This window comes from Halobaculum gomorrense, from assembly GCF_900129775.1.
Taxonomy (GTDB): domain Archaea; phylum Halobacteriota; class Halobacteria; order Halobacteriales; family Haloferacaceae; genus Halobaculum; species Halobaculum gomorrense.
Window position 1 is genome coordinate 305,677 of the sequence record NZ_FQWV01000003.1, and the last position, 22,246, is coordinate 327,922.

The 22,246-nt window shown below is 68.8% G+C and carries 14 protein-coding genes and 2 pseudogenes; 3 read left to right on the top strand and 13 right to left on the bottom strand.

What is annotated here, in order from left to right; all coding sequences use genetic code 11:
• Positions 1-15: 15 nt before the first annotated feature.
• From BUE16_RS07675 to BUE16_RS17505, 4 genes are all read right to left on the bottom strand, one after another.
• Positions 16-3,558, bottom strand: coding sequence for a hypothetical protein (locus BUE16_RS07675; RefSeq protein WP_073308230.1), 3,543 nt, complete (start codon positions 3,556-3,558; stop codon positions 16-18).
• Positions 3,555-7,034: a DUF6603 domain-containing protein gene (locus BUE16_RS07680; RefSeq protein WP_073308232.1), complete on the bottom strand. Its 3,480-nt coding sequence runs from the start codon at positions 7,032-7,034 to the stop codon at positions 3,555-3,557. Before BUE16_RS07680 ends, BUE16_RS07675 begins: the two co-directional genes overlap by 4 nt.
• Entirely contained in the window at positions 7,034-8,293 is a 1,260-nt protein-coding gene (locus BUE16_RS07685; protein WP_143165390.1) for a hypothetical protein, read from the bottom strand. The genes BUE16_RS07680 and BUE16_RS07685 overlap by 1 nt, the downstream gene beginning before the upstream one ends.
• Positions 8,294-8,455: 162 nt before the next feature.
• The gene (locus tag BUE16_RS17505) at positions 8,456-8,740 is read right to left on the bottom strand and encodes a SufD family Fe-S cluster assembly protein (protein WP_073308236.1); all 285 of its coding nucleotides are present in this window, start codon (positions 8,738-8,740) and stop codon (positions 8,456-8,458) included.
• Between BUE16_RS17505 and BUE16_RS17560 the strand changes: the two are divergent.
• Positions 8,687-8,824, top strand: a pseudogene (locus BUE16_RS17560) (DUF7558 family protein); the annotation flags it as partial. The gene BUE16_RS17505 and the pseudogene BUE16_RS17560 sit on opposite strands and share 54 nt — an antisense overlap.
• 8 nt (positions 8,825-8,832) lie before the next feature.
• Positions 8,833-9,411 (top strand): annotated as a pseudogene (locus BUE16_RS07695) (IS6 family transposase).
• 130 nt (positions 9,412-9,541) lie between these two features.
• Here BUE16_RS07695 and BUE16_RS07700 read toward each other — a convergent pair.
• From BUE16_RS07700 to cobN, 3 genes are read right to left on the bottom strand one after another with little or no spacing between them, the layout of a single operon-like run.
• Positions 9,542-10,309, bottom strand: coding sequence for a cobalt-precorrin-7 (C(5))-methyltransferase (locus tag BUE16_RS07700; protein ID WP_073308238.1), 768 nt, complete (start codon positions 10,307-10,309; stop codon positions 9,542-9,544).
• A complete protein-coding gene (locus tag BUE16_RS07705; RefSeq protein ID WP_073308241.1) occupies positions 10,306-11,022 on the bottom strand; it encodes a precorrin-8X methylmutase in 717 nt (238 codons plus the stop codon). Before BUE16_RS07705 ends, BUE16_RS07700 begins: the two co-directional genes overlap by 4 nt.
• Before the next feature lie 33 nt (positions 11,023-11,055).
• On the bottom strand, positions 11,056-14,994 hold the full coding sequence (cobN, locus tag BUE16_RS07710) for a cobaltochelatase subunit CobN (RefSeq protein WP_073308243.1): 3,939 nt from the start codon (positions 14,992-14,994) through the stop codon (positions 11,056-11,058).
• 33 nt (positions 14,995-15,027) lie between these two features.
• On the opposite strand from cobN, the gene BUE16_RS07715 reads away from it, so the two are divergent.
• Complete coding sequence (locus BUE16_RS07715) at positions 15,028-17,268, top strand: ATP-binding protein (protein ID WP_073308245.1); 2,241 nt, start codon at positions 15,028-15,030, stop codon at positions 17,266-17,268.
• Positions 17,269-17,295: 27 nt separating this feature from the next.
• On the opposite strand, the gene BUE16_RS07720 is transcribed toward BUE16_RS07715, so the two are convergent.
• The 6 genes from BUE16_RS07720 to cobJ all read right to left on the bottom strand — a co-directional run bounded on the left by BUE16_RS07720 (position 17,296) and on the right by cobJ (position 22,237).
• On the bottom strand, positions 17,296-18,561 hold the full coding sequence (locus tag BUE16_RS07720; RefSeq protein ID WP_234972350.1) for an outer membrane protein assembly factor BamB family protein: 1,266 nt from the start codon (positions 18,559-18,561) through the stop codon (positions 17,296-17,298).
• Between the two features lie 106 nt (positions 18,562-18,667).
• On the bottom strand, positions 18,668-19,039 hold the full coding sequence (locus BUE16_RS07725) for a DUF3209 family protein (RefSeq protein ID WP_073308247.1): 372 nt from the start codon (positions 19,037-19,039) through the stop codon (positions 18,668-18,670).
• A gap of 1 nt (position 19,040) precedes the next feature.
• Positions 19,041-20,270, bottom strand: coding sequence for a CbiX/SirB N-terminal domain-containing protein (locus BUE16_RS07730; RefSeq protein WP_073308486.1), 1,230 nt, complete (start codon positions 20,268-20,270; stop codon positions 19,041-19,043).
• The gene (locus BUE16_RS07735; protein ID WP_073308249.1) at positions 20,263-20,955 is read right to left on the bottom strand and encodes an EF-hand domain-containing protein; all 693 of its coding nucleotides are present in this window, start codon (positions 20,953-20,955) and stop codon (positions 20,263-20,265) included. Before BUE16_RS07735 ends, BUE16_RS07730 begins: the two co-directional genes overlap by 8 nt.
• On the bottom strand, positions 20,952-21,212 hold the full coding sequence (locus BUE16_RS07740; protein WP_073308251.1) for a ferredoxin: 261 nt from the start codon (positions 21,210-21,212) through the stop codon (positions 20,952-20,954). Before BUE16_RS07740 ends, BUE16_RS07735 begins: the two co-directional genes overlap by 4 nt.
• Entirely contained in the window at positions 21,212-22,237 is a 1,026-nt protein-coding gene (cobJ, locus tag BUE16_RS07745) for a precorrin-3B C(17)-methyltransferase (RefSeq protein ID WP_073308253.1), read from the bottom strand. Before cobJ ends, BUE16_RS07740 begins: the two co-directional genes overlap by 1 nt.
• Between the last annotated feature and the right edge of the window lie 9 nt (positions 22,238-22,246).

Genomic DNA, 22,246 nt, shown 5'->3' on the forward strand with positions numbered 1-22,246 from the left:
GTCGTGGGTTAGTCCTCATTGTGATCCTCCGTTCGTCGGCAGCATGTCGTCGGCGTGGATCGCGGCCCGAAACGGCCTGATCCAGGTTATCTCGGCCATGTGGGCGCCGTTCTTGCTCCAGGCCGGATTGGTCGGCAGGTCCCCGGGGGCCGGCGCGGCGTCAGTCAGGGAGTCCCGGCCCGCCGAGACGTAGCCGTTCGCCGTCACGTCGTCCCAGGTCAGGTCCTCCCAGGTCCAGTCGGCGTCGGGAACGTCGTTGCTCCCGCCGACGTCGAGGCCGAAGCTCGGGCCGCTCGGGGGCTCCTCGATGACGAAGAACCAGCCCGGATCCGCCTTCGCCTCCTCCTCCGTCAGGTCGAAACCGAAGAAGGTGACGTCTGGGTCGAGCCTCCCCCGGAAGATCGGGTGTTTCACGGTCCCGCCCCCGTCGTCCATGTTCGGCAGGTCCGGTTTCCGCTCGAGTTCGGCGTCCTCGGCGGCGTCGACGCCCTTCGCGGCGTAGACGTGGGTGTTGGGGTACCGGTCGAACACCGCCCCGCGGACCACCAGGACCACTCTGGCGCCGGCGTCGCCGCTGGGGCCACCGTCCGTCTTGGCGGCCATCTTCGCCAGGTAGTTGCCGCCGAGGTCCGCGGCGTCGTCCCAGCGGTGGACGTAGCCGATGTCCTTTTTCGCCTCCGGTGACAGGGGCGGATCCCGGCCTTCCGGGTTCCAGAACTGCCGGAAGTAGGTCCCTCGAAGGTCCGTGGGATACTCCCGCCAGCGGAGTTCGCGGGCGAACTCGTGGCTCAGGCCGAGCATGTACGACTCGACGAAGGCCGGGTTCGTCTCGAGGACGCCCACGCTGTCGAGGGGAATCTCCCCGACGCCGGGTACGAGCTTGTCCTGGCTCAGGTCCCGGAGCGGGCCGTACATCGGCTCGTCAAACTCGGGATGGGCCAAGATCTGGGCCAGCGGTTCGTCTCGTCCGTCGAGGGGCAGGCCGTCGAGTCGCCCGCCGATTCGGTCCGGTATCGTAACCGCCGGATCCGTGGCGTTCTGGACGGCGTCGGCCGTGGTCTGGAAGTCGAGCGGGGGCGAATCTGTCGGCGAGTCCCGGGGGCAGACACGCGGGCCGACGGCGTCGGCTGCCGGGTCCCATGGGGCGTCGGCCAGTCGGCGCTCGAACAGGTCCAGGTACCACTCGACATCCTCGCAGGCATCCCCGAGGGTCGCCAGCGGTCCCTCCTCGGGGTCGCGGAGCCGTGCGAGGCGTGCCTCGGCCATCGCGAGGACCTGCTGCATCGTGGCGACGACCCGGCGAACACGGCGGACGTCACCCGTCCAGACGGCGGCCGAAAGCGCCCGGCGGAGTTTCCCACAGAGGAGCGAGCACAGCGAGGACAACTCGGCGAGGACTGCGGGCGGGTCCTCGTCGCCGCCGAGGTGTTTGTCGAGGGCGGTGCGACCGCGGGTGCAGGCGTGCGCGAACAGTCCGTCGAGGATCAGGCGAACCCAGAGAGTCGTGACGGCCGAGTCGAGGGTCCCGACGGCCGGCGTCACGCCCGGGGACTCCTCGAGTACCTCCTCGAGTTCGCTCCCGGGAGTTGCCATCTCCTGAAGGGTCTCGTGGCTCGCCCTGGCGTCGGTCAGCCACCGCTCGACGCCGTCGATGGCCGACCGGATGGCCGCTTGATCTTCCGATTCGACGGCCGCCTGGAGCGCGTCGAGTTCGCTCTCCCAGTCACCCGTTCCGCAGATGGGGAACAGGACCTCCCGGAGGACGCCTAGTTCGGCTGTCGCCTGCTCGTCGACTTTCTGCGTAGCCGTCTCGGTCCGCTCGCGCGCCTCCCGACACGCCTTCCTGACCGCGTCGATGGCCTCTGTGATCGGCTGATCAGCGGTCGGGCCGAGCAGTCGCCAGTCAGCGACCGCGTCCTCGCGTTCCCGGGCGGCCGAGCAGAGCTGCCCGGCCAGTTCGTCGCCGATCACTTGCGTCCCGCTCGGCGCGTCGCCGTCGTCGCCCGGCGTGATCGACCCGTCGTTGATCCCTTCAACGATCCGCTCGCGGCGGACGCCGCCGAGTCGGCTCGACAGTGGGCCACCGGGTCTGGTTGCGCGCCGGAACGCCGGCGAGAGGACGGCCGACGGGAGGGCGCTGCCCTCGACGGCGGCGGCGATCGTTTCGCTCGTCGCGTCGTTGAGGAGACGGCCGTGAGCGGGTTCGGTGAGCGTGAGGCGCGCCGCGGGCGAGAGATCACCCATCGCGTTGTGGATGGACTGGCTCGCGGTCCGTGCGAGGCGAGCGTGGCGGAGCAGGCGGTTGGCCTCGCGGATGTCCCCGACCTGGTTCCAGGCCTCGGCCATCAGCGCCTCCTGGCGCTCTTGGACGACCTCGGTCCCGTAGGCGGCGGGGACGCGATAGCGCGGGTCGACGTTGCAGTCCCGCAGCCACGCCGGCGGGTCGCCCTCGGCGGGAACGTCTTCGGTGGCGGGCGGCCACTGGCCGTAAATCGGCGGGCCGAGGATTCGGTCGTCGCCGCTGTCGCCGGGAACCGCCGACTCAGGGGCCAGTGCGCTGGCCTGATCGAGGATGTTCGTCAGCGCCGGTTTCAGGGAGTCGCTGTAGGTGTCCGTCGAGATGGTCGTCGACGTCAGCGCCCCCTCGACGGTGACGACCTCTCCCGGGCTCTCCAATTCGCTCGGGCCCGGGTCGCCGGCGTCGACCTGCCGGACGCCCACACCGTCGAGGACCGAGGGCTCCAGCCGCCGGACGAGCGATTCGAAGTCCCCGGCCTTGCCCGTCGAGAACTCCCAGTGGTAGTAGACTGGCAGTCGGAGCTGTGCCGGGGGACTGCTCGCGTCCCAGGCGTCCCCGTGGGACCTGACGACGGTGCCGTCATCGTCGCGCTCGTAGGGTTGCTTCCCGAGCCCCGCCAGCCGCCCCGGCTCGAAGGTCGGCACGACGCAGGCGTAGTAGTCGGTGTCCGGTTCGAGCTGTCGGGGCGAGAGAAGCCGTGCCAGCGTCTTGGTCGACCGGTCGGTCGTCAGGGCGTCGCGGGCCGACGCACCCTCGTCGAGGCCGACCACCTGCGCGTGGGCCCAGGCCCAGGATTGCGAAAGGTCCGGCAGGTGCTCGCCCGGCGACGCAGGGTCACGCACGTCCAGTATCGCCGCCGGCGCGTCGGTGCCGGTCTGGAGCGAGACGCCCTCCGTCTTCTCGACGGTCAGGAGGCAGCACCAGGGCCGGAGCTTCCCCTGTTCGTCCGGCGTCTCGGGGGTGAACAGCCACGGCAGGGTCGGATCGTCAAGTTCGACGAGCGGGAAGTGGTTCGGCGGGAAGTCACTGGTCCCGGACGTGGGTTCGGTCCGGACCACCTGCTGGAGGTCGATGCCGGTCACCTCGCCCGGGCCGTACAGCGACAGGTCGACCGAGGCTTCGCGGGTCTCGGTGCCCTTCGACCCGGTCCCCTCGACCGGGAGCGTCACGCCCACGGACCAGTCGTCGCCGCTGCCGTCGCTCGGCTGGTAGCCCTCACGGACCCAGGGAACGAACCTGTACCTGGCGTCGCTGCTCATGGCTGGCCCCCCTGGGCCGCTTCGTGTGTGGCGACGACGCGGTAGTCCTCCGGACTCCCTCCGGACTCGGCGAGATACGCGTCCAGGGCCTCCTGTGCTTCGCGCCTCGTCGCTCCGTCCGCCGGCACCCCGTCGACGTCGAGTCGTGTCATGTCTGAAGCGGTCACCACCACGTACTGCGCATCACCGACCGACAGGCTCGTCTCGACGCCCGTCGGCTTGGTCTCGTCGTCGGCTGCGAAGCGCGCCTCGCCGGTCGTCCGGAGGTCCCCCCGTGCCACTGCGCTCACGGAGGCAAGTGCCCTCGCCGTCGACGCGGGCATCGCGATTCGACCGACGCCGACCGGAAAGAGGGAGGCCTGTTCGTCGATCACGGCCGTCTCGTAGTCCAGAACGCCGTCTGCGGTCTGGTCCCCGAACGAAAGTGCCGTGTTGCCCAGCCGCCAGCCCGCGGCGTAGCGTTCGAACTCCGGCCCTTCCAGCTTCTCGGCGTTGCTCAGCTGGAAGTACTCGGCCGGTGCGAACCGCTCGCGAGTGGTTTCGCCCTCCTCGTCAATCCCGCCGACGGTCGCGCCCGTGATCTCGTAGCGGTCGTAGTTAGCGGGCGTACCGTTGCCGAACTTCTCGATGCGCACCTGCATCGGCGCGACCTGCTGGCGGACGGCGATCTGCCCGAGCGGGTGGGCTAGCACCTTGTCGCCCTCGCGTTTCAGCTCCCGGACCGTGACGATCGACTCGCCGCCGGCCGGGCGCTGGGCCGTCCAGTTGCGCGAGTCCGACAGCCCGCTCACGACCTGGCCGAAGATGTCCGCCGGCGAGAGCTGGTCGGCGGACTTCGAGGGTCCGAACTCCGCGTCGACCGACACCGAGAACGATATCGGCCAGATCTTGAAGGAGGCCTTGCCGTGCAGGTTCCACGGTCCCGGCCCCTTCAGCGTCCCGTCGAGGTCGACGCTCATGAGCGTCGACCCGCCACGCTTCAGGGCGAAGCCCGCGTAGAAGTCCGCGACTAACTCGAACGGCTGGAACCGGAACAGCGTGTCGAACCCGAGCTTGCCCTCGAAGGAGAAGCCGGCCGCAGCGGCGTACGCGTCGACGCGTGCGCCGACCTGGACCGTGTTGGACGTGACCGCGAAGTAGCCCGAAAGCCGGACCTCCGGGTTACCCGGCCCGATCGAGAGTGCGATCCGGTCGAGCGAGGGAAAGTTCGAGGGGGGCTCGAACCGGGGGTTGAAGCCGCCCACCGAGAGGACGAACGTCGCGTCGTCACCCCAGCCGGTCTTGACGGCCATGTCGCCCGTGAGGACGTAGGCGACGATTCGGGAGTCGTAGAGGCTCGCCGCGCCGTTGGCCTGCTGGGCCTCGACGTCGACGGCACCGAGCAGGTCCATGTTGAAGACGACGATGCCGATCTCCTCGTGGGGCAGGCCGACGTGAATCCGGCCGAGGAGGACGATTCGAACCGGGCTGGGGACGTCCAGCAGCACGCCGAGGCTCGCCGAGAGCATCGACGGCGTGCCCCAGCCGAGTTTGGCCATCGGGCCGACGATGTGGTTCCCCGCCGCGACCGGGAAACCGTTCCGGAGGTCGCTGATGATCTGCGGAGCGTTCCGGACGGGATCCTCCGGGAACATGATGGAGCGGACGGTCCCGTCGCTCAGCCCAGCCGTCAGGTAGTCCACGTCGATCGAGCGGTTGGCGCCGACCAGCCCGCCTAGGCCGTCGAGCGTGAAGCCGAAGCCGAGCTGGAAGGCCGGGAACTGCCCGGAGATGATCAAGAGCAGCGAGAACCCGTCCCTGCCGTTGGGGAGCTCGGTGGTCAGCAGGCCGACGGCGGTGATTGTCAGCTCGCCGATCTTGAGCTGGAGGACGCCGCTGTAGCGTTTCTTCTCGTGGTCGAAGGTGAGGAAGCCACCGCCGGTGACGACGCCCGCGTCCAGTGACATACCCGCTCCCGTCGGCGGCTTGAAGCCGAGGTCGACGTGGACCGGTCCGAGGTTCCCCGAGTTGTCCTGGGGGAAAGAGAGTTTGGCCTCGAGGCCGATGCCCTTGACGACGGCGTCGAACGGCCCGAGGGAGACCTGTGGGTTGGCGGCGATCTGGACCGGGACGGTGACGCTGCCACCGGAGGGGTTGGCCTCCATCGCGAGACGGAGGGTTTCGACCTTCACGACGCCGGCGATGTCGAGGTTGACCGGTATATCCGTCGTGATGCCGGCCCCGCCCATAAAGTAGAGCCCGCGCTCGGTGTGGTAACCGATCCCGGCGTCGAAGTCAATCGCGATACCTTCCTCGGGAAGGATCTTCTGAATGAACGAGTCGGCGTTGCCGGCGTCGACGACGAACGAGGAGTTCCCCGCGCCGCCTTGGAATCCGCCCTCCAGACCCGCGTCGGTAGCTGTCAAACCCCCCTCGACGCCGACTTCACCGAGTTCGAGGCGGGTCCCCTCCCCTGGGCCGAGGACGAAGGCATTGCCTGTCTGCGGGTCGGGCGGCTTGGTAAGCGAGAACTCGGCGGTGAGCTCAGACATCCCGGACGGATCCAGCGGCTCGATTCCCGATGGGGAAAGCAGCATCGGCTCCGTCTGCCCACTCATACCCACGACGAGGGTCCACTCGCCGAGCGACTCGTCGAGCGTGGTTTGCCCGGTGGGGAAAAAGAACAGCTTGACGCCATCGGGAGTGCCCGCTAACGCGATGGTGAGGCTGAAAGCCACCGAGTCGGAGACGGCGAGCGTGAGCTGTAGCTGTCGCGAGTAGTGAACGTCCGGCTGAGAGAGCTGTCCCTCCGGCGAGAAGGCGGCGTCGCTGATTGCCAGCCTGAAGCCAGCCGTGGCAGCGAGGGCTCGCAGCCACGGGAACAGGCGGGCCTCGATCTCGGCCAATTCCTCCTCGGTTACCTGTCCATCGGGGAGGTACTCGCTACGCAGTTCCTCGATCGGCGTCTCCAGCATCCCCCCGAGCTGGTCGAAGTCGAACTCGGCAGCCGCGGTCGACTTGTAAGGCAGCAGGTCCAGCTTCCGGCGGCCCGCTGCGTCCAGATCGCCAATATCTGGTTGCTCGACGTCGATCAGGGTCAGAAGGACGGCCACGTAGTAGATCGACATCTGCTCACGTTGGACGTACTGGAGAGCGAGGTATTCGATCAGATCGCCGACAACCTCGTCGGCCTGAGAGCCCTGGAGAGCGGTCGAGATGTCCTCGATCGCGACGGAGATGTCGGCAATGGCCCCGAGGAGTTCCAGGAGGGCACCCAGCGACTCGTCGTCGGCACTCTCCAGCGCATCGAGTGCAGTGACGAAGGCGCCGAGTGCCGACCGCACGTCGTCGATCTCCGATTCCGTAAGGTCAACGCCGATCACCTCAAACAGCGTGACTAGCTGTTGGGTGCCTTCAGGAGTGTCCTGTGCAGCACGCTCAAGCGGTTCGAACAGCTTCTCGGCCTCGCCGACGAGCGCTTCGGCGATCGTCGCCATCAGTCCGACCCCGCGACAGTATCGTAGAGGTAGTTGTTGAGAATGTTCGTGGGGTGATTGATCTGGACCTGACTGCCCCAGGTGTGGATCGTGTACTGTGTGTTGGCGCCAGTAGTCTGGAAGTTTCCGGTGAGCGTCACGGCGTGGTTCAGGACCATTTGATTGGCCGACTTCCCACCCGGGCTGTTCCGAAAGCCGGCCGGCGGCGCCCGAACCATGTCGGCGTGAATTCCGAGGATTGCCGTGCCGCCGTTATTGAGGGCCGTGTTCGATTTGTTGCGGACCGTCGCTTCGCCAGCGTCGTCATCTGTAATCGAGGTATTGTCGTACCCGGCGAGTTCGTCCAGCCAGTACTGCTCGAACTCGTTGTAGGCTCCGGCCTGTTTGTCGTCCGCGGTGACGGAGTCGATCCAGTTGTCCGCGTCCTCCATCGTTGCGGAAACCAGCCACTCAAGCGAGTCGATGCCAGAGGGCACCGGGCTATCCAATAGCTCGGACGAAATCGATTGCTCGTCGGTACGCGAAAGGAACTCGCCGTCCTCGTAAATCGCCCGAACGAGTTCGATGAACCGCCTCGGCTGGCGCCAGAGCACTGAGAACGCAACGGCGATGTTCGAACAGTATCCCAGCGTCCCCTGATCGAGCTGGAAAGCGTCCGGGGTGCCGTCGCCGTCCTGGTCGGCGGGGGGCGTCGCGAAGAGGTCGAGATTCGTGGTGAGGTCGGTTTTTTTGATCTTCGACCAAACTCCCGGTCGATTCGAGTCGACGAAATCTTGGTGGGCGATCTCGGCTGCGGTCGTACTACCCTCGTCGGTGACCTCGTAGTCGATCTCGTACTCGGCATCGCCGTCGGTAATCGTAAGTGTGCTCGTCGTGGCCGACGTGTCTGTAATTTCCACGGTATCGATCTCGTTGTCGGAGTCGATGTCGTCCTCGTAAAGCGTGATCGCGACCTGCGTGTTGTAGGGATGCCCCCGACTGAGGTCCCACGTGTCGCCGGTGGACGAAAATTCCAGACCGTCGATAAAGTAGGGATCGCGGTCGTCGCCGCCGTCGATGTGGAAGACAATGATGAGGTCGTCAGAGGAAAACGTGCTACCGAGCGACTTCGCCTCGATCTTCGTCAACTCAGCCTTGAACATCCATTGCCCCCGTTCTCCGACCTGGTGGGGCGTCTCCAAAGCGGGCGCAATCGGGAATCGCTCCCACTCGACCGGGTAGCGATAGATTGCCTGCCGTCGAACATTGGGGCTGATCACTTAACCCGACATATTAATACCTTTGGTGGCGGCAACATTTTCGCAATTTGTCTGGGATAACGGGGCAGAATTAGGGACGGCGTTGCACCGCGTGGCGGCGGATGCCTGAACGGCCACAGTACCGATTCTAGACGTGCGAGGGTTTGGACTCCCAAGATCACGCTAACCGCCGGCGTCAGGCCAGTGAGATCTCAGCAGGACATACTCGGCCGCGACCAACCCACGAAGCGGGAGCGGTCTCCTCCCCCCGCACCGCGCAGCGATCTCCGCCTCTAGGTCCTCCCGCAGCTCGTCCACTGCGACCTCCGCCAGCACCGTCACGAAGAAGCCCTCCACGAGCATGTTCCGGGCCTGGCGCGGCAGGACGCCCCGCGAGGTCATGTAGAACAGGTCCTCGGCGTCGACGGGCTTGCAGCACTGACGTGATTCCGGGTCGTGCTGGGGCATCTGGACGGCCCGTTGCAGTTGTGCGGGCGCTGTAGCCCGGGCGGACTCGGGGACAGATCGAGATCAGCCCGCTCGACTCCGTGAGAGATCGTATGAAGCGAGAGGCGACACCCGAGCCTGCGATGAAGCTCGGTATCCGATCTCATCCTGAAATATAACTTTAAAATACAATCTTGGTTATTTATACTTCTGGTGTCAAGGGGAATCCATCGACCGTCCGCAACTGGATCCAACAGGCAGTTCTCCACCCGCGCGACGATGCAAACCGGAACACGTTGCGGTCGACGCACCCGTGATCTAGCTCAACAATGAGCGGGTCTGGCTGTACGCTGGCGTCGCTCCCGATACGAATCGAGTACTGCACGCGAAGCGCTTTCAAACGAGAAATCAGGCGATCATCGAGATAGCTTTTTGTCGAACACCGCGAGAAACATCTCGTCGATGACGCGGTCTTTCTTCTCGATTCTGCACCGTGGCTACAAACGGCATTCCGTCGCTGTGGCCTCGAGTACAGATACGAGAAACACGGTGCTCAGAACAGCGTCGAATATATATTTTGAGAAGTAACAACGCGTACTACTCAATTCTCAAACTGGTTTAGCCCTGCCGAAGCAAACCCCGTCGACAACTGGTTGCAAGCGTTCGACTTCGCATGGAATCAGCATATCTGAACACTAGCACATCGTCGAGCGACGCGACCTCCAGCGAGAGCCCGGTCGACGGGTGTGTTCGATCCTACTCGAAGGCGGGCAGTCGGATACCCGTATTCACCACCGAGAACTCGTGTTTCTCAGCGGGCAGCTATCGGCGAATAACCACGATCGACAGATCTGTGAACGCGCTGTCTTCCGGACTATCACCGCCCAGATCTGCGGCCAGTGACCCGAGATCGGTCCGTCTGATCGACTCGTCCGGATGCGTCAACCGCTCCAGCACAATCGCTTCGAGATCGGGGTCGGCTCCCGACTCAACGAGCCGGCCTGCGATGTCCTCCGGCATCCAATCGTAGGGCCGGGGGATGACGATCAGGTGACGGTCGCCGATGTCCCGCGCGAGCCGGTCGAGGTCGGCGGACACGTCGCCTCTGACGTGGAGCGTGACGAACGTCGACTCCTCAAGGGGCGTGCGCGCCCGGCTTGCCGCTATCTGAACCGACGAGATCCCAGGAACGACGCGAACCGGCGCGTCGACGGCCGCTTCAACCTTCCCGAGGAACTGGTACCCCGAGTGATTCGGGTCACCCATCAGCACGGCGACGCCGGCCTCGCCGTCAGCGACGCGACGGCCGAACCGAGCCAGCGCCTCCCGCTCGTCTCGATAGCCGCACGTGAGCAGATCCGCGTCGGTCTCGTCGGCGACGTAGTCGGCGACCGTCTCGAAGCCGACGACCACGTCTGCCTCCGCGAGGAGGCCGCCGGCGCGCCGCGTCAAGAACGCTGGATTCCCCGGGCCGATGCCGACGGCATGGACTCGCGAGCCGGTGTCGTCGGCCGTGTCGGTTTCGACGCTCGCGGCGGCGGCGACGCCCGGCCGGTCGGGGAGCGTCAGTTCGTCGCCGAGGTCGCTCACAGTTCCACCGCTCCCTCGCGGACGTCGCTGGCGACGTGGACGAACTCGTTTGTTAACCCCGCCGCAAGGCCGCTCCCGCCTCGGCGACCCACGTTCGTGACTGCCGGGACGCCGTGCTCCGCGCACACCTCCCGGATCCGCTCGCGGGAGTCGGCGGCCTTCACGAAGCCGACCGGCGTCGCGACGACGGCGGCCGGGCGGGTGCCGTCCTCGATACAGTCTGCAAGCGCCAACGCCGCGGTCGGGGCGTTGCCGACGACCGCTATCGCATCGTCGTAGACGCGCTCGCGGTCGAGTTCGAGCACGGCCGCGGCAGTTCGGGTCATCCCCGTCTCGGCGGCCAGCTCCGCACCGTTGCCGATGGCCTTGCACACCTCGCAATCGTGCCCGCGCCCGGTGATTCCGGCTTTCACCATCGTGATGTCGGTCACGATCGGTCGCTCGTCGAGAACCGCTCGCGCGCCCGCACGGACCGGGTCGGACTCGTCGTCACCGGTGAAGCGCACGAGGTGTTGAAACTCCGGATCGCCGGTCGCGTGGACCGACTTCGCGCGAAGGCGGTCGGCCAGCGTCTCCTGTGGCACCAACTCGTGGACGCGGCCCATGCTCGTCTGTGCGATGTCCATCGCCGCCTCGGTCGTCGCGCCGAGGTCGGCGTACGCTTCGTGGTCGGACTCGTCGTCCTGCGGTGTCGTGTCGGGTGTGTCGCTCATGGTATCGAAGTGTCTTTGTTTGAATGTCGGGACTCAGTCGTCGTCCGCGACCTCGGCGAGCGCGTTCGCGTCAGCCGTCTGTCGCTCCTCGATCGCGCCCTCGTTTCGCAGTTGCAGGTCCTGCAGTCGCGTCGCCGTCTCGGCGTCGGCGTCCCACAGACCACGGTCGATCGCTTCCAACAGCGTGTCCGTGATCGAATCGACCGCCCACGGGTTCGCGTCCTGCATCCACTCGCGGCGGTCCTCGTCGAAGACGTACGCGTCGGCGACCTGTTCCCACAGGGTGTCGCTGACCACGCCGGTCGTCGCGTCCCAGCCGAGGACGACGTCGACCGTCGTCGAGAGGTCGCCGGCGCCTTTGTAGCCGTGCTCCTCCATGGAATCGAGCCAGCGCGGGTTGAGCACCCGCGAGCGCATCGTCTTGCGCACCTTCTCCTCGTTGGTGTACACCTGCACGTCGTCCGGGTCGGCTGAATCGCCGACGTAGGAAGCGGGTTCCTCGCCGGCGTGCTCCGTGACGGCGGTGATGAACCCACCGTGGAAGGCGTACCAGTCCGAGGAGTCGAACTCGTCCTGCTCGTCGGTGTCCTCGATCTTGACCGTCGCCTCCACCTCCGAGAGCCGCCGGGCGAAGGCGTCGTGGGCCTCGCTGACGCGCCCGCGCTTGCCGAGCGCGTACCCGCCCCACTGCGTGTACACTTCGGCCAGGTCCGAGCGGTCGTCCCAGTTGCCCTCGTCGACCGCCTTGTTTGTCCCCGCGCCGTAGCCGCCAGGCGTCGTCGTGAACACGCGGTGGCGCGCGGCCGACGCGGGGTCGTCGACACCCTCGGCGGCAAGTTCCTCTGTCTCCTCCTCGACGTGCTTCTTGACGTAGTTCATGTCGTGGGGCTCGTCGAGGTCGACGACGGCGTCGACGGCGTCGTGGACCACTCCTGCGGCGGCGGGGAAGGCGTCCCGGAACAGCCCCGAGACGCGCGTCGTCACGTCGACGCGTGGGCGTCCCAGTTCCTCCAAGGGGATCGGATCCACGTCGTCGACGCGGTCGGCGTCGGTCCACACCGGTTCGACGCCCATGAGCGCGAGCACCTGCGCGATCGTCTCGCCGCGCGTCCGGACGGTCGGCGTGCCCCACACGACGACGCCGACCTCCTCTGGGTAGTCGCCCTCGTCGTCCAAGTGCCGGTCGAGGACACCGTCTGCCACCTCTCGGCCGACATCCCAGGCGGAGCGAGCGGGCACCTTGCGGGGGTCCAGCGTATAGAAGTTTCGACCGGACGGGAGGAGGTCGACGCCCCCGCGGGTCGGCGCACCGCTCCCGCCCGGCGGGACATACTCCCCGGCCAGGGCGTCGGCGACGTTGCCGACCTCTGCCCGGGCGCCGCCGACGCGCGGGGCCGCCTCATCGCAGATGTAGCCAAGCACCTCCCGGAGGTCGTCGTGTGCGCCCGAACGGGCCCGTGCGTCGCCGATGGTGTCGATGTCGACGACGAGGAGATTCATGTTCACCTCGTCGTCGGGTCCACCCGCTCGTTCGGAGGCGGGCACGTCGAAGCCATGTTCGGCGAGCGTCCGAACCAGTTCACAACTCACCTCGTGCACGCGGTCGGCGGCGGCCGCGTACGTCATCCCCAGATCCTCGTCGTACGTCCCGGGGTCGTCGCGCATCCGGTCGTAGTCGACGCCGAGCACCCCCGCGACCGACTCCCGGAGACTGGGCGCGCCGGGGTTCTCCAGCCGCGTGAGCGCGACGAGATACTCCACGAGGCGGTCGTCTGCGGGAGGCTCCCCGAGTGTGTGGAGGCCCATCCGGATCTGCGTGGTCTTCACGTCGGTGAGGTAGGCGTGGATCCGCTCGACGAGGTCGTCGATGTCCAGGTCGTCACCCTCGACGTCACCCTCGGCGAGCGTCGTCCCGGCCTCCTCGGGGCCGCGCACGTCGACCTGCTCGCTGATCTCGCCGTCGATCCCCAACTCGACGGCCAGATCGAGGTCGTCGACCGTCTCACGGATGCGACGCTCGATTCGCGCGCCGTCGTCGCCCCGCGCGGCGGTCGTCCCGGCCTCACGGTACTGCTCGGCGAGTTCCTCCAGGCGTGCCAGGTCGTCGTAGGTGCCGGCGTTGGCCATCGGCGGCGTCAGGTGGTCGACTACGGCGGCGTACGACCGCCGCTTCGCCTGTGTCCCCTCTCCAGGGTTGTTGATCACGTACGGGTACACGTTCGGGAGGTCGCCGACGAGTTGGTCGGGGGCGGAGTCGCCGTCGAGGCCGACCGTCTTGCCGGGGAGCCACTCCAGCGAACCGTGGGTGCCCATGTGGACGACGGCGTCGGCGTCGAACGCCTCGCGGAGCCATTTGTAGAAGGCGACGTAGTCGTGGGGGGGCTGGAGGTTCGAGTCGTGATACACCTTCTCCGGGTCCATGCCGAAGCCGCGGGGCGGCTGGACGGTGACGAGCACGTTGCCGAACTCGACGCCGGGGATCGCGAACGGCCGCTCCGGCGGTGCGCCCCACTCGTCGGTGACGTGCTCGCGGAAGCCGTCGCTCAGGTCGTCGAACCACTCGCGGTAGGTGTCGGGAGCGACCGTGTCGACGCTCAGTTCGCGGACGTCCTCGGGCGCGACCCACCGTTCGTCAAGCGTGAGTTGGGCGGTGAGCGCGTCGATGAGCGACGCGCCGTCCGTCGGCGGCCCGCCGCCCAGGTCGTAGCCGCGGGCGTCGAGTTCCGACAGGAGGTTCACCGTGCTCTCGGGGGTGTCGAGGCCGAACGCGGTGGCGATACCGTCGTCGCTGGGCGGATAGTTGTGGAGGACGACTGCGATGTCGGCCTCGTCGGTTGGCTGGTATCGCAGGCGCGCCCAGTTGACCGCGAGCGACGCGGCGTGCTCGACGCGTTCGTCGATGGGGAAGTGCTGTTTCGGTGCCGACCCGATCCCGGCGTCGTCGTCGGTGCGCTCCTTCCCGGAGATCGGATGGGTGATCACGTTGCCGTCGAACTCCGGGAGCGCGACCGACAGCGCGAGTTCGAACCCCATGACGCCCGTGTCGCTGCTGGCGTACCGCGACCGCGAGCGCATCGTCGTGATCGTTTGGATGACCGGCACGCCGAGGCGGTCGAGGAATACCCCCTCCGCACCCGATCCCTCGTCGTCGCCGGACTGCGTCCGGCTGCCAGTGGGACTTCGTCCCACGCTGTCGGCATCGCGGCCGCGCTCGTCCATCGACAGCGCGAACATGAACGACGAGAGGACGGCGTCGACGATCGATTCGCCATCCTCATCGAGGAGCCACTCGTCGGTGACCCGCTCGGCGTTCCAGCCGTCCTCGTCGCCGGCGGGGTTACAGAAGATCGAAAGCGCGTCGACGCCGCGTGACTCCAGCGCTCGCACCTGCGCGTCGACGTAGCGCGTGTTCTCGTGGGTCCAGTGGGACTCGTAGAACCAGACGGCGACGGTGGGTCGGCCCGGGTCGAACGTCGCGATCAAGTCCTCGTAGCTGACGCCCGGCTGATCCGGGTGATACACTCCCTCCGAGGGCAGCGACACGGGGTCGTCGTACGCGTACGTCGCGTCCGGGTCGTACGCGTCCGCGAGATACCGCAGGAGGTTGGCGGCGTTCGCCGCCCCGCCGTGCTCCAAGTAGTCGCGGACTCGGTCGGCCACCGTCGCGTCGGCGGTCGTGTCCTCGGCGGCGAAGGCGTCGCCGGTGGAGTGGACCACCGTCGGGATCCCCAACTCGTCGAGCCGCTCGACCGTCCGCTCGTAGCCGGGCATGCTGTCGGTGCCGCCGTGGAGCCACAGGACCGCCGCCGCGGCATCCGCCTCTTCGAGCGCGTCACAGAACGCGTCGACCTCTGTCGGGTCGCTCAGGTCGCTCTTCGAGCGCGCCTCCAGCGAGACGGCCGTCTCTTCCACGGCCGTCGCCACCGCGCCGAGTTCGTTCTCCGTTGCCGTGTATAGTCCGATTGTCGTCATAAGTTTTGTATAACTTCCGTATGAGTGTTCAGTGTGTTCGATTCCGATCCATCGACTGTCGACGAGCCCCCGTCACAGCGCCGCGACGCGTCGTTCGACGACGTTGTCGGCCAGCGAGAGCTGAAGCGGGCGCTGGTGACCGTCGGCGCGCACGACGACCTCTCGGGGCTGCTCGTACGCGGCGAGAAGGGCACCGGGAAGTCGACGCTGGCGAGGGCCCTCGCCGACGCCGTACCGCGGCGACGCGTCGTCGCCGACTGCCCGTTCGGCTGTCCGCCGGGGGACCGCACGCGCCAGTGTCCCGACTGTCGCCGGCGGGCCAGCGTCCCCGTCGCAGAGCGCCCGGCCCCGTTCGTCACGCTGCCGCTCGGTGCGACGCGCGAGGCGCTCGTGGGGTCGCTGTCGGTCGCCGACGCGCTCGACGGCGACGCCACGTTCGAACCGGGACTGCTCGCGCGGGCCAACCGCGGCGTGTTATACGTCGACGAGGTGAACCTCCTCGACGACCACCTCGTCGACGTACTCCTCGATGCGGCCGCCAGCGGCGTCAACCGCGTCGAGCGCGACGGCGTCTCGCGGACGCATCCGGCGGAGTTCACCCTGATCGGGACGATGAACCCCGAGGAGGGCGACCTCCGACCGCAGCTTCGCGACCGGTTCGACCTCGCCGTCGAGGTGACCGGACTCGACGACCCCGACGACCGAGCGGCGGTGGTCCGCCGAGCTATTGGCGACGCCGACGAGCAAGCGGCTACGCGCCGTTCCACCGACGCTGACGGTGACGATCCGGTCTTCTCTGATCCGGCGGCCGCGGTCGGGGGGATTCGCGACCGACTCGACTCCGTCAGGCTCCCCTCGCCGCTCGTGCGCGACATCGTGGCCGTGTGTGACGACGCCGACCTCGACGGCCACCGTGGGGACATCGCCGCCGCTCGTTGCGCCCGCGCGCTGGCCGCGGGCGCGGGTCGCGCTCGCGTCACCGACCACGATGTCCGGACGGCGCTGTCGTGGGCCATCCCGCACCGTCTCCGGAGCGACCCCTTCGACGATCCGCCGGACGCCGCCGACCTGATCGACGACGCACTGGACGACGACCAGCAGGATGGCGAGCGTGCCGGGGAGAGCGCCGAGGGCGACGACACGGACGGTGACGGGGAGACATCCACCGATACCGATGCCGGCGAGGGTGGCGACCCAGACGGCGGCGCCTCCGACACCGATCTCCCGTCCGGTGCCGAGTCGGCAGATGACGCCGAGACCGGTCGTGCGCCACAGCCCGCGAACGCCGACCAGGACGGCGACGGAGGCGGTGACGGAGACAGTGACCGGTCCGGGACGGGAAACGCGACCGGATCGACCAGCGCCGACGCCGGTACCGAGCCGCACGCAGACGGCGACGACGGCCGCGGCGACGGCGAGGGTGACGCCGGCGGCGACCGGACCGACAGCGACGACGACGCGTCGGGGGCGACGCCGCTCACGCTCGGGGGGAGCCGCGTGGATGTCGGCGAGGCGGGCGCCCCCGATGTCGAGGCGCCCGACGCGAGCGTCGGCGGTGAGCGCGCGAGCGGTCGCAGCGACGCAGTCGCCGGCGACAGCGGTCGGGGCCCCCGCGTCCGCACGGAACGTCTCGACTCCGCGGACGCGGAGGCGGTCGACGCCGGCGCGTCGGTCAGGGCGGCGGCCCGGCGCGGCAGCGACCGGGTCGAGTCGCGCGACCTCCGGCGGTCGGTGCGCGCCGGCAGCGCGGAGACGCTGGTGTGTTTCGTCGTCGACGCCTCGGCGTCGATGCGCGGCCCGATGCGGGCGGCGAAAGGCGTCGCCGTCGAACTGCTGCGCGAGTCGTACGAGCACCGCGACGCCGTCTCGCTCGTGGCAGTGGCCGGCGAGGAGCCGGACGTCCTCTTGCCGCCTACGGACGACGTGGGGCGAGCGGCCCGCCACCTGAAGGAGCTCCCGGCGGGTGACCGGACGCCGCTGGCCGCCGGCCTCGACTCCGCCGCCGAGGTGTGTACGCGGGCGGCGCCCGAGGTGGCCCTCGCGGTCGTGGTCACCGACGGCGGCGCCAACGCTGCCGAGCGGCCGACTGCGGCGGTCTCGGCCGCGGCCGACCGACTCCGCGAGGCGGTCGACCGGACGCTCGTCGTCGACGCCGGCGACGAGGACGGCGTGGTGCCGACGCTGCTCGATCGCACCGGCGGCGACCGCGTGCCGCTGTCGCGGCTGTCCGCCGACCGGATTGACCATGCGGCGGGCAAAGCGCGCTCGGAGTGATTGAAGTGGGGGTGGTCGCGAACCACGTCACAGCCCCCACAGGTGGAGTCGATACGCGCCGTGGCCCGCCGCGGCACCGTCGTGATACGTCACTGGTTCTTCGACGGCTGCGACGGTCGATACGGTCGCATCGAGCGCAACAGCCGTCGACACTCCCGCTGTCGCCCGCTTCCTCACCGCTCCGTCATCGATGTCGACCACGCGGACGCCGTGGACATCGGGGTCGCGGTCGCGGAAGTGTTGTGCGACCGGGATCGCGAGTCGTCCCGCCCGTGCGTCGACGTGGTGGGCGAAGCCGCCGACGTCGGCCTGCCATCTCCGGGTGCCGTCGTGGGCGAGTCCGACTGCTGTGTGCTCTGCGGGGTGGCGTGCTGCGGTCTCGCGCCCCTCCTCCGGGAAGGTGTTCCCGTGGACGAACACGACGCGGTCCTCGGTCGCGACCACGTGGTTCGGGTAGGCGTACACACGGTCGGTGCCCCCCTCGGGCACGCCGCACTCGATGGTAGCGCCCGCATCGAGCATCGCCGTCACCTGTCCGTCCCGGTCAAGGAGGTAGCCGTGTCTGTCGGCGTGGCTCGCGACGGCGTACCCGTCCGGCGTGAGCGCGACATCGCCGACGGACCGGTCGGTATCGGTGGCGTCTTCGGCGGCACCGCCTGCGTCTCGTCGCGGGTCCCATCGGAGGTCGACGGCGCCGGTTGCCGCATCGAGAACGACCAGTCCGTCGTCGTGGGCGGGGGGCTCTGGACACCGGTTGTACGCGACGGCGAGCCGACTCCCGTCGGTCCCGAGGGCGACGGGCGACGCGCGGGCGTTGTGGCGCCACGCGACCGATCCGCTGGGGTCGACGGCGTAGACGACGCTCTCGAATCGGCGATCCGAGCCGTCCGCGTCGCCGCCCTCGGTGCGGCGCTCGTACCGACGAGCGGCCGCGTACGCGCGGCCGTCGGCCGTCGCCAGCGCCGCGACGAACGGATACCGGAACCGCGTCTCCTCGACCGGACTCCCGATGTCGGCAGCGGCGTCGATGCGCCACCGCTCGGTCCCGTCGGCGTCGACGAGGCGGACGAGTCCGCGCGAGCCACGCGTCCCGACCAGAACGCCGCCGTCGAACGGCGTCGCCGTGACGACCGGTTCTGACCCCGTGAGTCGCCAGCGTGGCTCCGCCTGGGTGGAATCTGCTCCGTCGTCACCGGGGTCGCTCGCAGGAGTCGACGCCAAGGCGGACGGATCGACTCCGAGGAGGTCACCGCTCGCGGTCCCCACGACGACGAGGTCGTCCAGGACCGCCACTGCCGAGCGGCGGCCGCGCTGGCGGGACCCGCAGGGGTCGATCTCACCGAGGGAGGCGACGGCGTGGTCGTCTGCCGGGCGCGTGCCGCTCGGACGACCGGCCGCCTCACTCCTCGACGGGGAAGGCATCGTGCAGGTCGTGGTGTGTCTCGCCGAGGCCCTCCAGCAGCCCCTCGCCATGAGACGCGAGCCGGGCGAGGCTCCGCTCGGCGCCGCGAACGGCGACGAGTCGACCCCTGACGTAGTTGGCCTCGGGGTCGTCGTCGTCGAGCGTCGCGACCTCCTCCTCGAGGTCGACGAGCGCGGCGTCGAGGTGTCGCCGGAGTTGATCGAGCGTCTGTGCGGTCGCGAGCCCTTCGATGGGGCCCTGAAGCTCGCCCTCAAGCTCCGCTTCCGCGTGCTCGCGGGCGGCGCGGTCGTCGGTTCCGAGGACGTTCAGCAGGCCGAGTCGTAGGGCTTCGAGTTCGAGGCAGCTCATGTCACTGGAGTGTATCGTGGACGAGGTCGGAGACGATTCGCTCGCGGTCGAGATGCGAGGAGACGATGCGGTCGGCGTCGTCGTCGTCGACGTCGCCGTACCAGACGCCGTCCGGATAGACGGCGACGATGGGGCCGTCGCCGCACTGGTCGAGACAGGAGGTCCGGGTGACGCGCGCGTCGCAGGCGTCGGAGTCGCGGACGGCTTGTCGGAGCCGTTCGAGCACGGCGGGCGATCCGCCGGCGGCGCACGTCTGGTTCGTGCAGACGGCGACGTGGTGGGCGGGCGCGTCGTGGCTGTGCGGGTCGTCGTCGACGGCCTCGCGGTCGGCGTGAGTCGCTTGGTGGGTCAGCGCGCGCAGCATCGCCCGCGCGCCACCCTCGTCGGCCTCGTAGCCGTCGAGGTCCACCTTGTACTTGCAGGTGTCACACGACATCTCGACGCTGCCCGTGCGGGCCTCTTGCCACCGGTCGGAGAGCACGTCGAGCAGGCGCGGGTCGGTGCCGAGCGGGTCGCCGCAGGCGGCGTCGACGTAGGGATACTCCTCGTCGAAGTCGGCGGCACCCTCGCGGATGCGACCCGTGAGCACGCCGTCGCCGAGCATGTACGGGAGCACGACCACCGCGTCGGGGCGGGTGCGAGCGACGTCGTGGAGCGCCTCGTCGAGCAGCGGTTCGGTCACGCCGATGAACGCCGTCTCGACGCGGTCGAACGCGCGGCCTTCGTACAGGAGCCGCGACAGTTTGTGCACGTCCGCATTGGAGTCCGGGTCCGAAGAGCCGCGCGCACACAGGACGACGCTCACCTCGTCGGTCTCCCGGTCGACGCCGAGGTCGGCCTCGACCGCCCGCGCCCGGGCGTCGAGCAGGTCGAGGATCGCGGGGTGGACGCCGAGATGTGCGCCGTTGTCGATCCGCAGGTCGGGGTGGGCCGCGCGCGCCTGCTCGATCGCCAGCGGCACGTCGTTTTTCACGTGGCTGGCGGCGAACAGCGACAGGTGGACGACCGAGACGCGCGAGACGGCGGTCGCCAGCCCCGCGATGGCCTCGTCGATCGCCGGCTGGGCCAGTTCGATGAACGCCGCGTCCACCGGGACGCCGAGGCGCCGTTCGAGGTCGGCCGCCAACTCTCGGACCTGTTCGTTGGACTTCTCGCGACGCGAGCCGTGACCCACCAGCAGGACGGCCTCGTCGTCGAACGCCGCGGCACCGCCGGCCGTCTCGCTACTCATCGCCACCTCCGCGGACCCGGCGGATGCTCGACTCGATCTTCTGGCGTCGCTGGGGCGCGAACAGGCCGCTGTCGTCGACGCCGTCGTACAGCCACTCCCCGAGCGCCGGGCCGGCGTCGTCGGCGACGCCGAACCAGTAGCCGCCGGAGGAGGTCTGGTTGACGCCGCCGTACGGCGCGTCGACGACCACCGCGTCGAGATGATTTTGAACGGCTTCCAACAGCGCCCGGTCGTCGTGGACGACCGAGATGCCGACCGCGTTGGCATCCGACTTGTAGCAGACGGTTCCACACCCCTCGACGATCCCCCGAAGGAGTTCACGCCGGTGCGCGGTGAGCGCGTCGAAGCGGTAGCCGCCCGTCTCGCCGGCCGCCGGCAGGCCGAACGCGGCGGCGGCCTGCCGGGCGACCGGCGTCGTCGCGCGGACGGTGAACTCGTCGCTGGTTCGCATCACTGCCGTGTTGTGGGCGTACTCGCGTTCGGTGACGCGCCGGTCGCGGTCGATATCGGTAGCGCCGAACAGCGCCGCGAGCCGGTCGGCGGCCGTCGCCTCGCCGGCCCGAACGACGACCGTGTCGCCGTCAACGTGACCGTCGCCGGCGACCCGGCCCCACAGATACGCCGCCTCGGGTGACGCCTCGACCAGTGAGTCGGGGGCATCGAGACCCGAGATAGCGTCGCTCACGGCTCCCCCTCCGCGTCGACGGTGATGGCGTCGAGCGGACACGCCGCGGCCGCCTGTCGGGCGTCGGCCTCGCCGCCGTCTCCCCGCTCGAACGTCGCCGAGACCCGTGTCTCCGACCGGCTGGTCGCCACCGCCGTCGTCGGGTCGAGCGCGGCGAGTCCGTCTTCGGCCTCGACGAACCGATCGTCGCGGACCAGGCACGCGAACACGCCGTCGCAGGCCTCGCGGTCGACCGTGACTGTGTAGCGGTCGCTCATCAGTAGTCGTACTTGCTCTCGTAGCCGCGCGGGGTGACCATCCGGCCGTCCCACACGTACGTGTCTTCGTTGCCGACGACGACGGTCGTGGTCATGTCCACCAGGTCCGTCTCGCCGTACGACTCCAACTCGCCGAGGGTGGTGGTCTCGACGGCCTCGTCGTCGCGCCCGGCGCCGTGGACGATCCCGACTGGCGTGTCGTCGTCGCGGTGCTCGCGGAGGATCGCACACGCCGTCTCCCAGTTCTCCCTGCGCTTGCGGCTCCACGGGTTGTAGATCGCGATCGTGAACCCCTCGCCGGCGACGGCGTGCAGACGGGACTCGATCTCGTCCATGGGCGTGAGGTGATCGGAGAGGGACACTGACACCGAGTCGTTCACCAGCGGCGCGCCCAAACGGGCGCCGCACGACTGGGCCGCGGGGACGCCGGGGACGACCTCGAAGTCGACCATCGACGCGGTCGCGCCCTTCGACTCGAGGATCTCCAGCGTGAGGCCCGCCAGCGCGTACACGTTCGGGTCGCCCGAGCCGACGATCGCCACGTCGTTGCCGGCAAGCGCGCGGTCGATCGCCTCCTCCGTGCGCGACACCTCGCCGCACATCGGGGTGTCGTACAGTTCCTCCGCCTGCTCGGTGATCTCGTCGGGGATGAGGTCGATGTAGGTGGTGTAGCCGACGATGTGTCCGGCCTCCGCCAGCGTCGATTTCGCTCGCGCGGTCATGCCGTCGGCGTGGCCAGGGCCGAGACCAACGGCGACTAAGCGCCCGGGGTCGGCGTCGAAGTCGTCAACGGCGGCCCCGACCTTCTCGTCGGTCGTCGACGAGGAGCCGCCGCAAGCCGACGATCCCGAGGAATCCGACGCGTCCGCGTCGGTCGAGCCGGCCGTGCACCCGCCGGAACTCGATTCCGTGGCGGTGCCGCCGTCGGTCTTCGCACCGCAGGTTGTCGTCTCGGTGTCCGCGCTGTTCGTCTCGTCCGTCGACCCGCCGCAGGTCGTGTCTGTGGTATCGGTGGTGTCGCTCATGGTGATGGT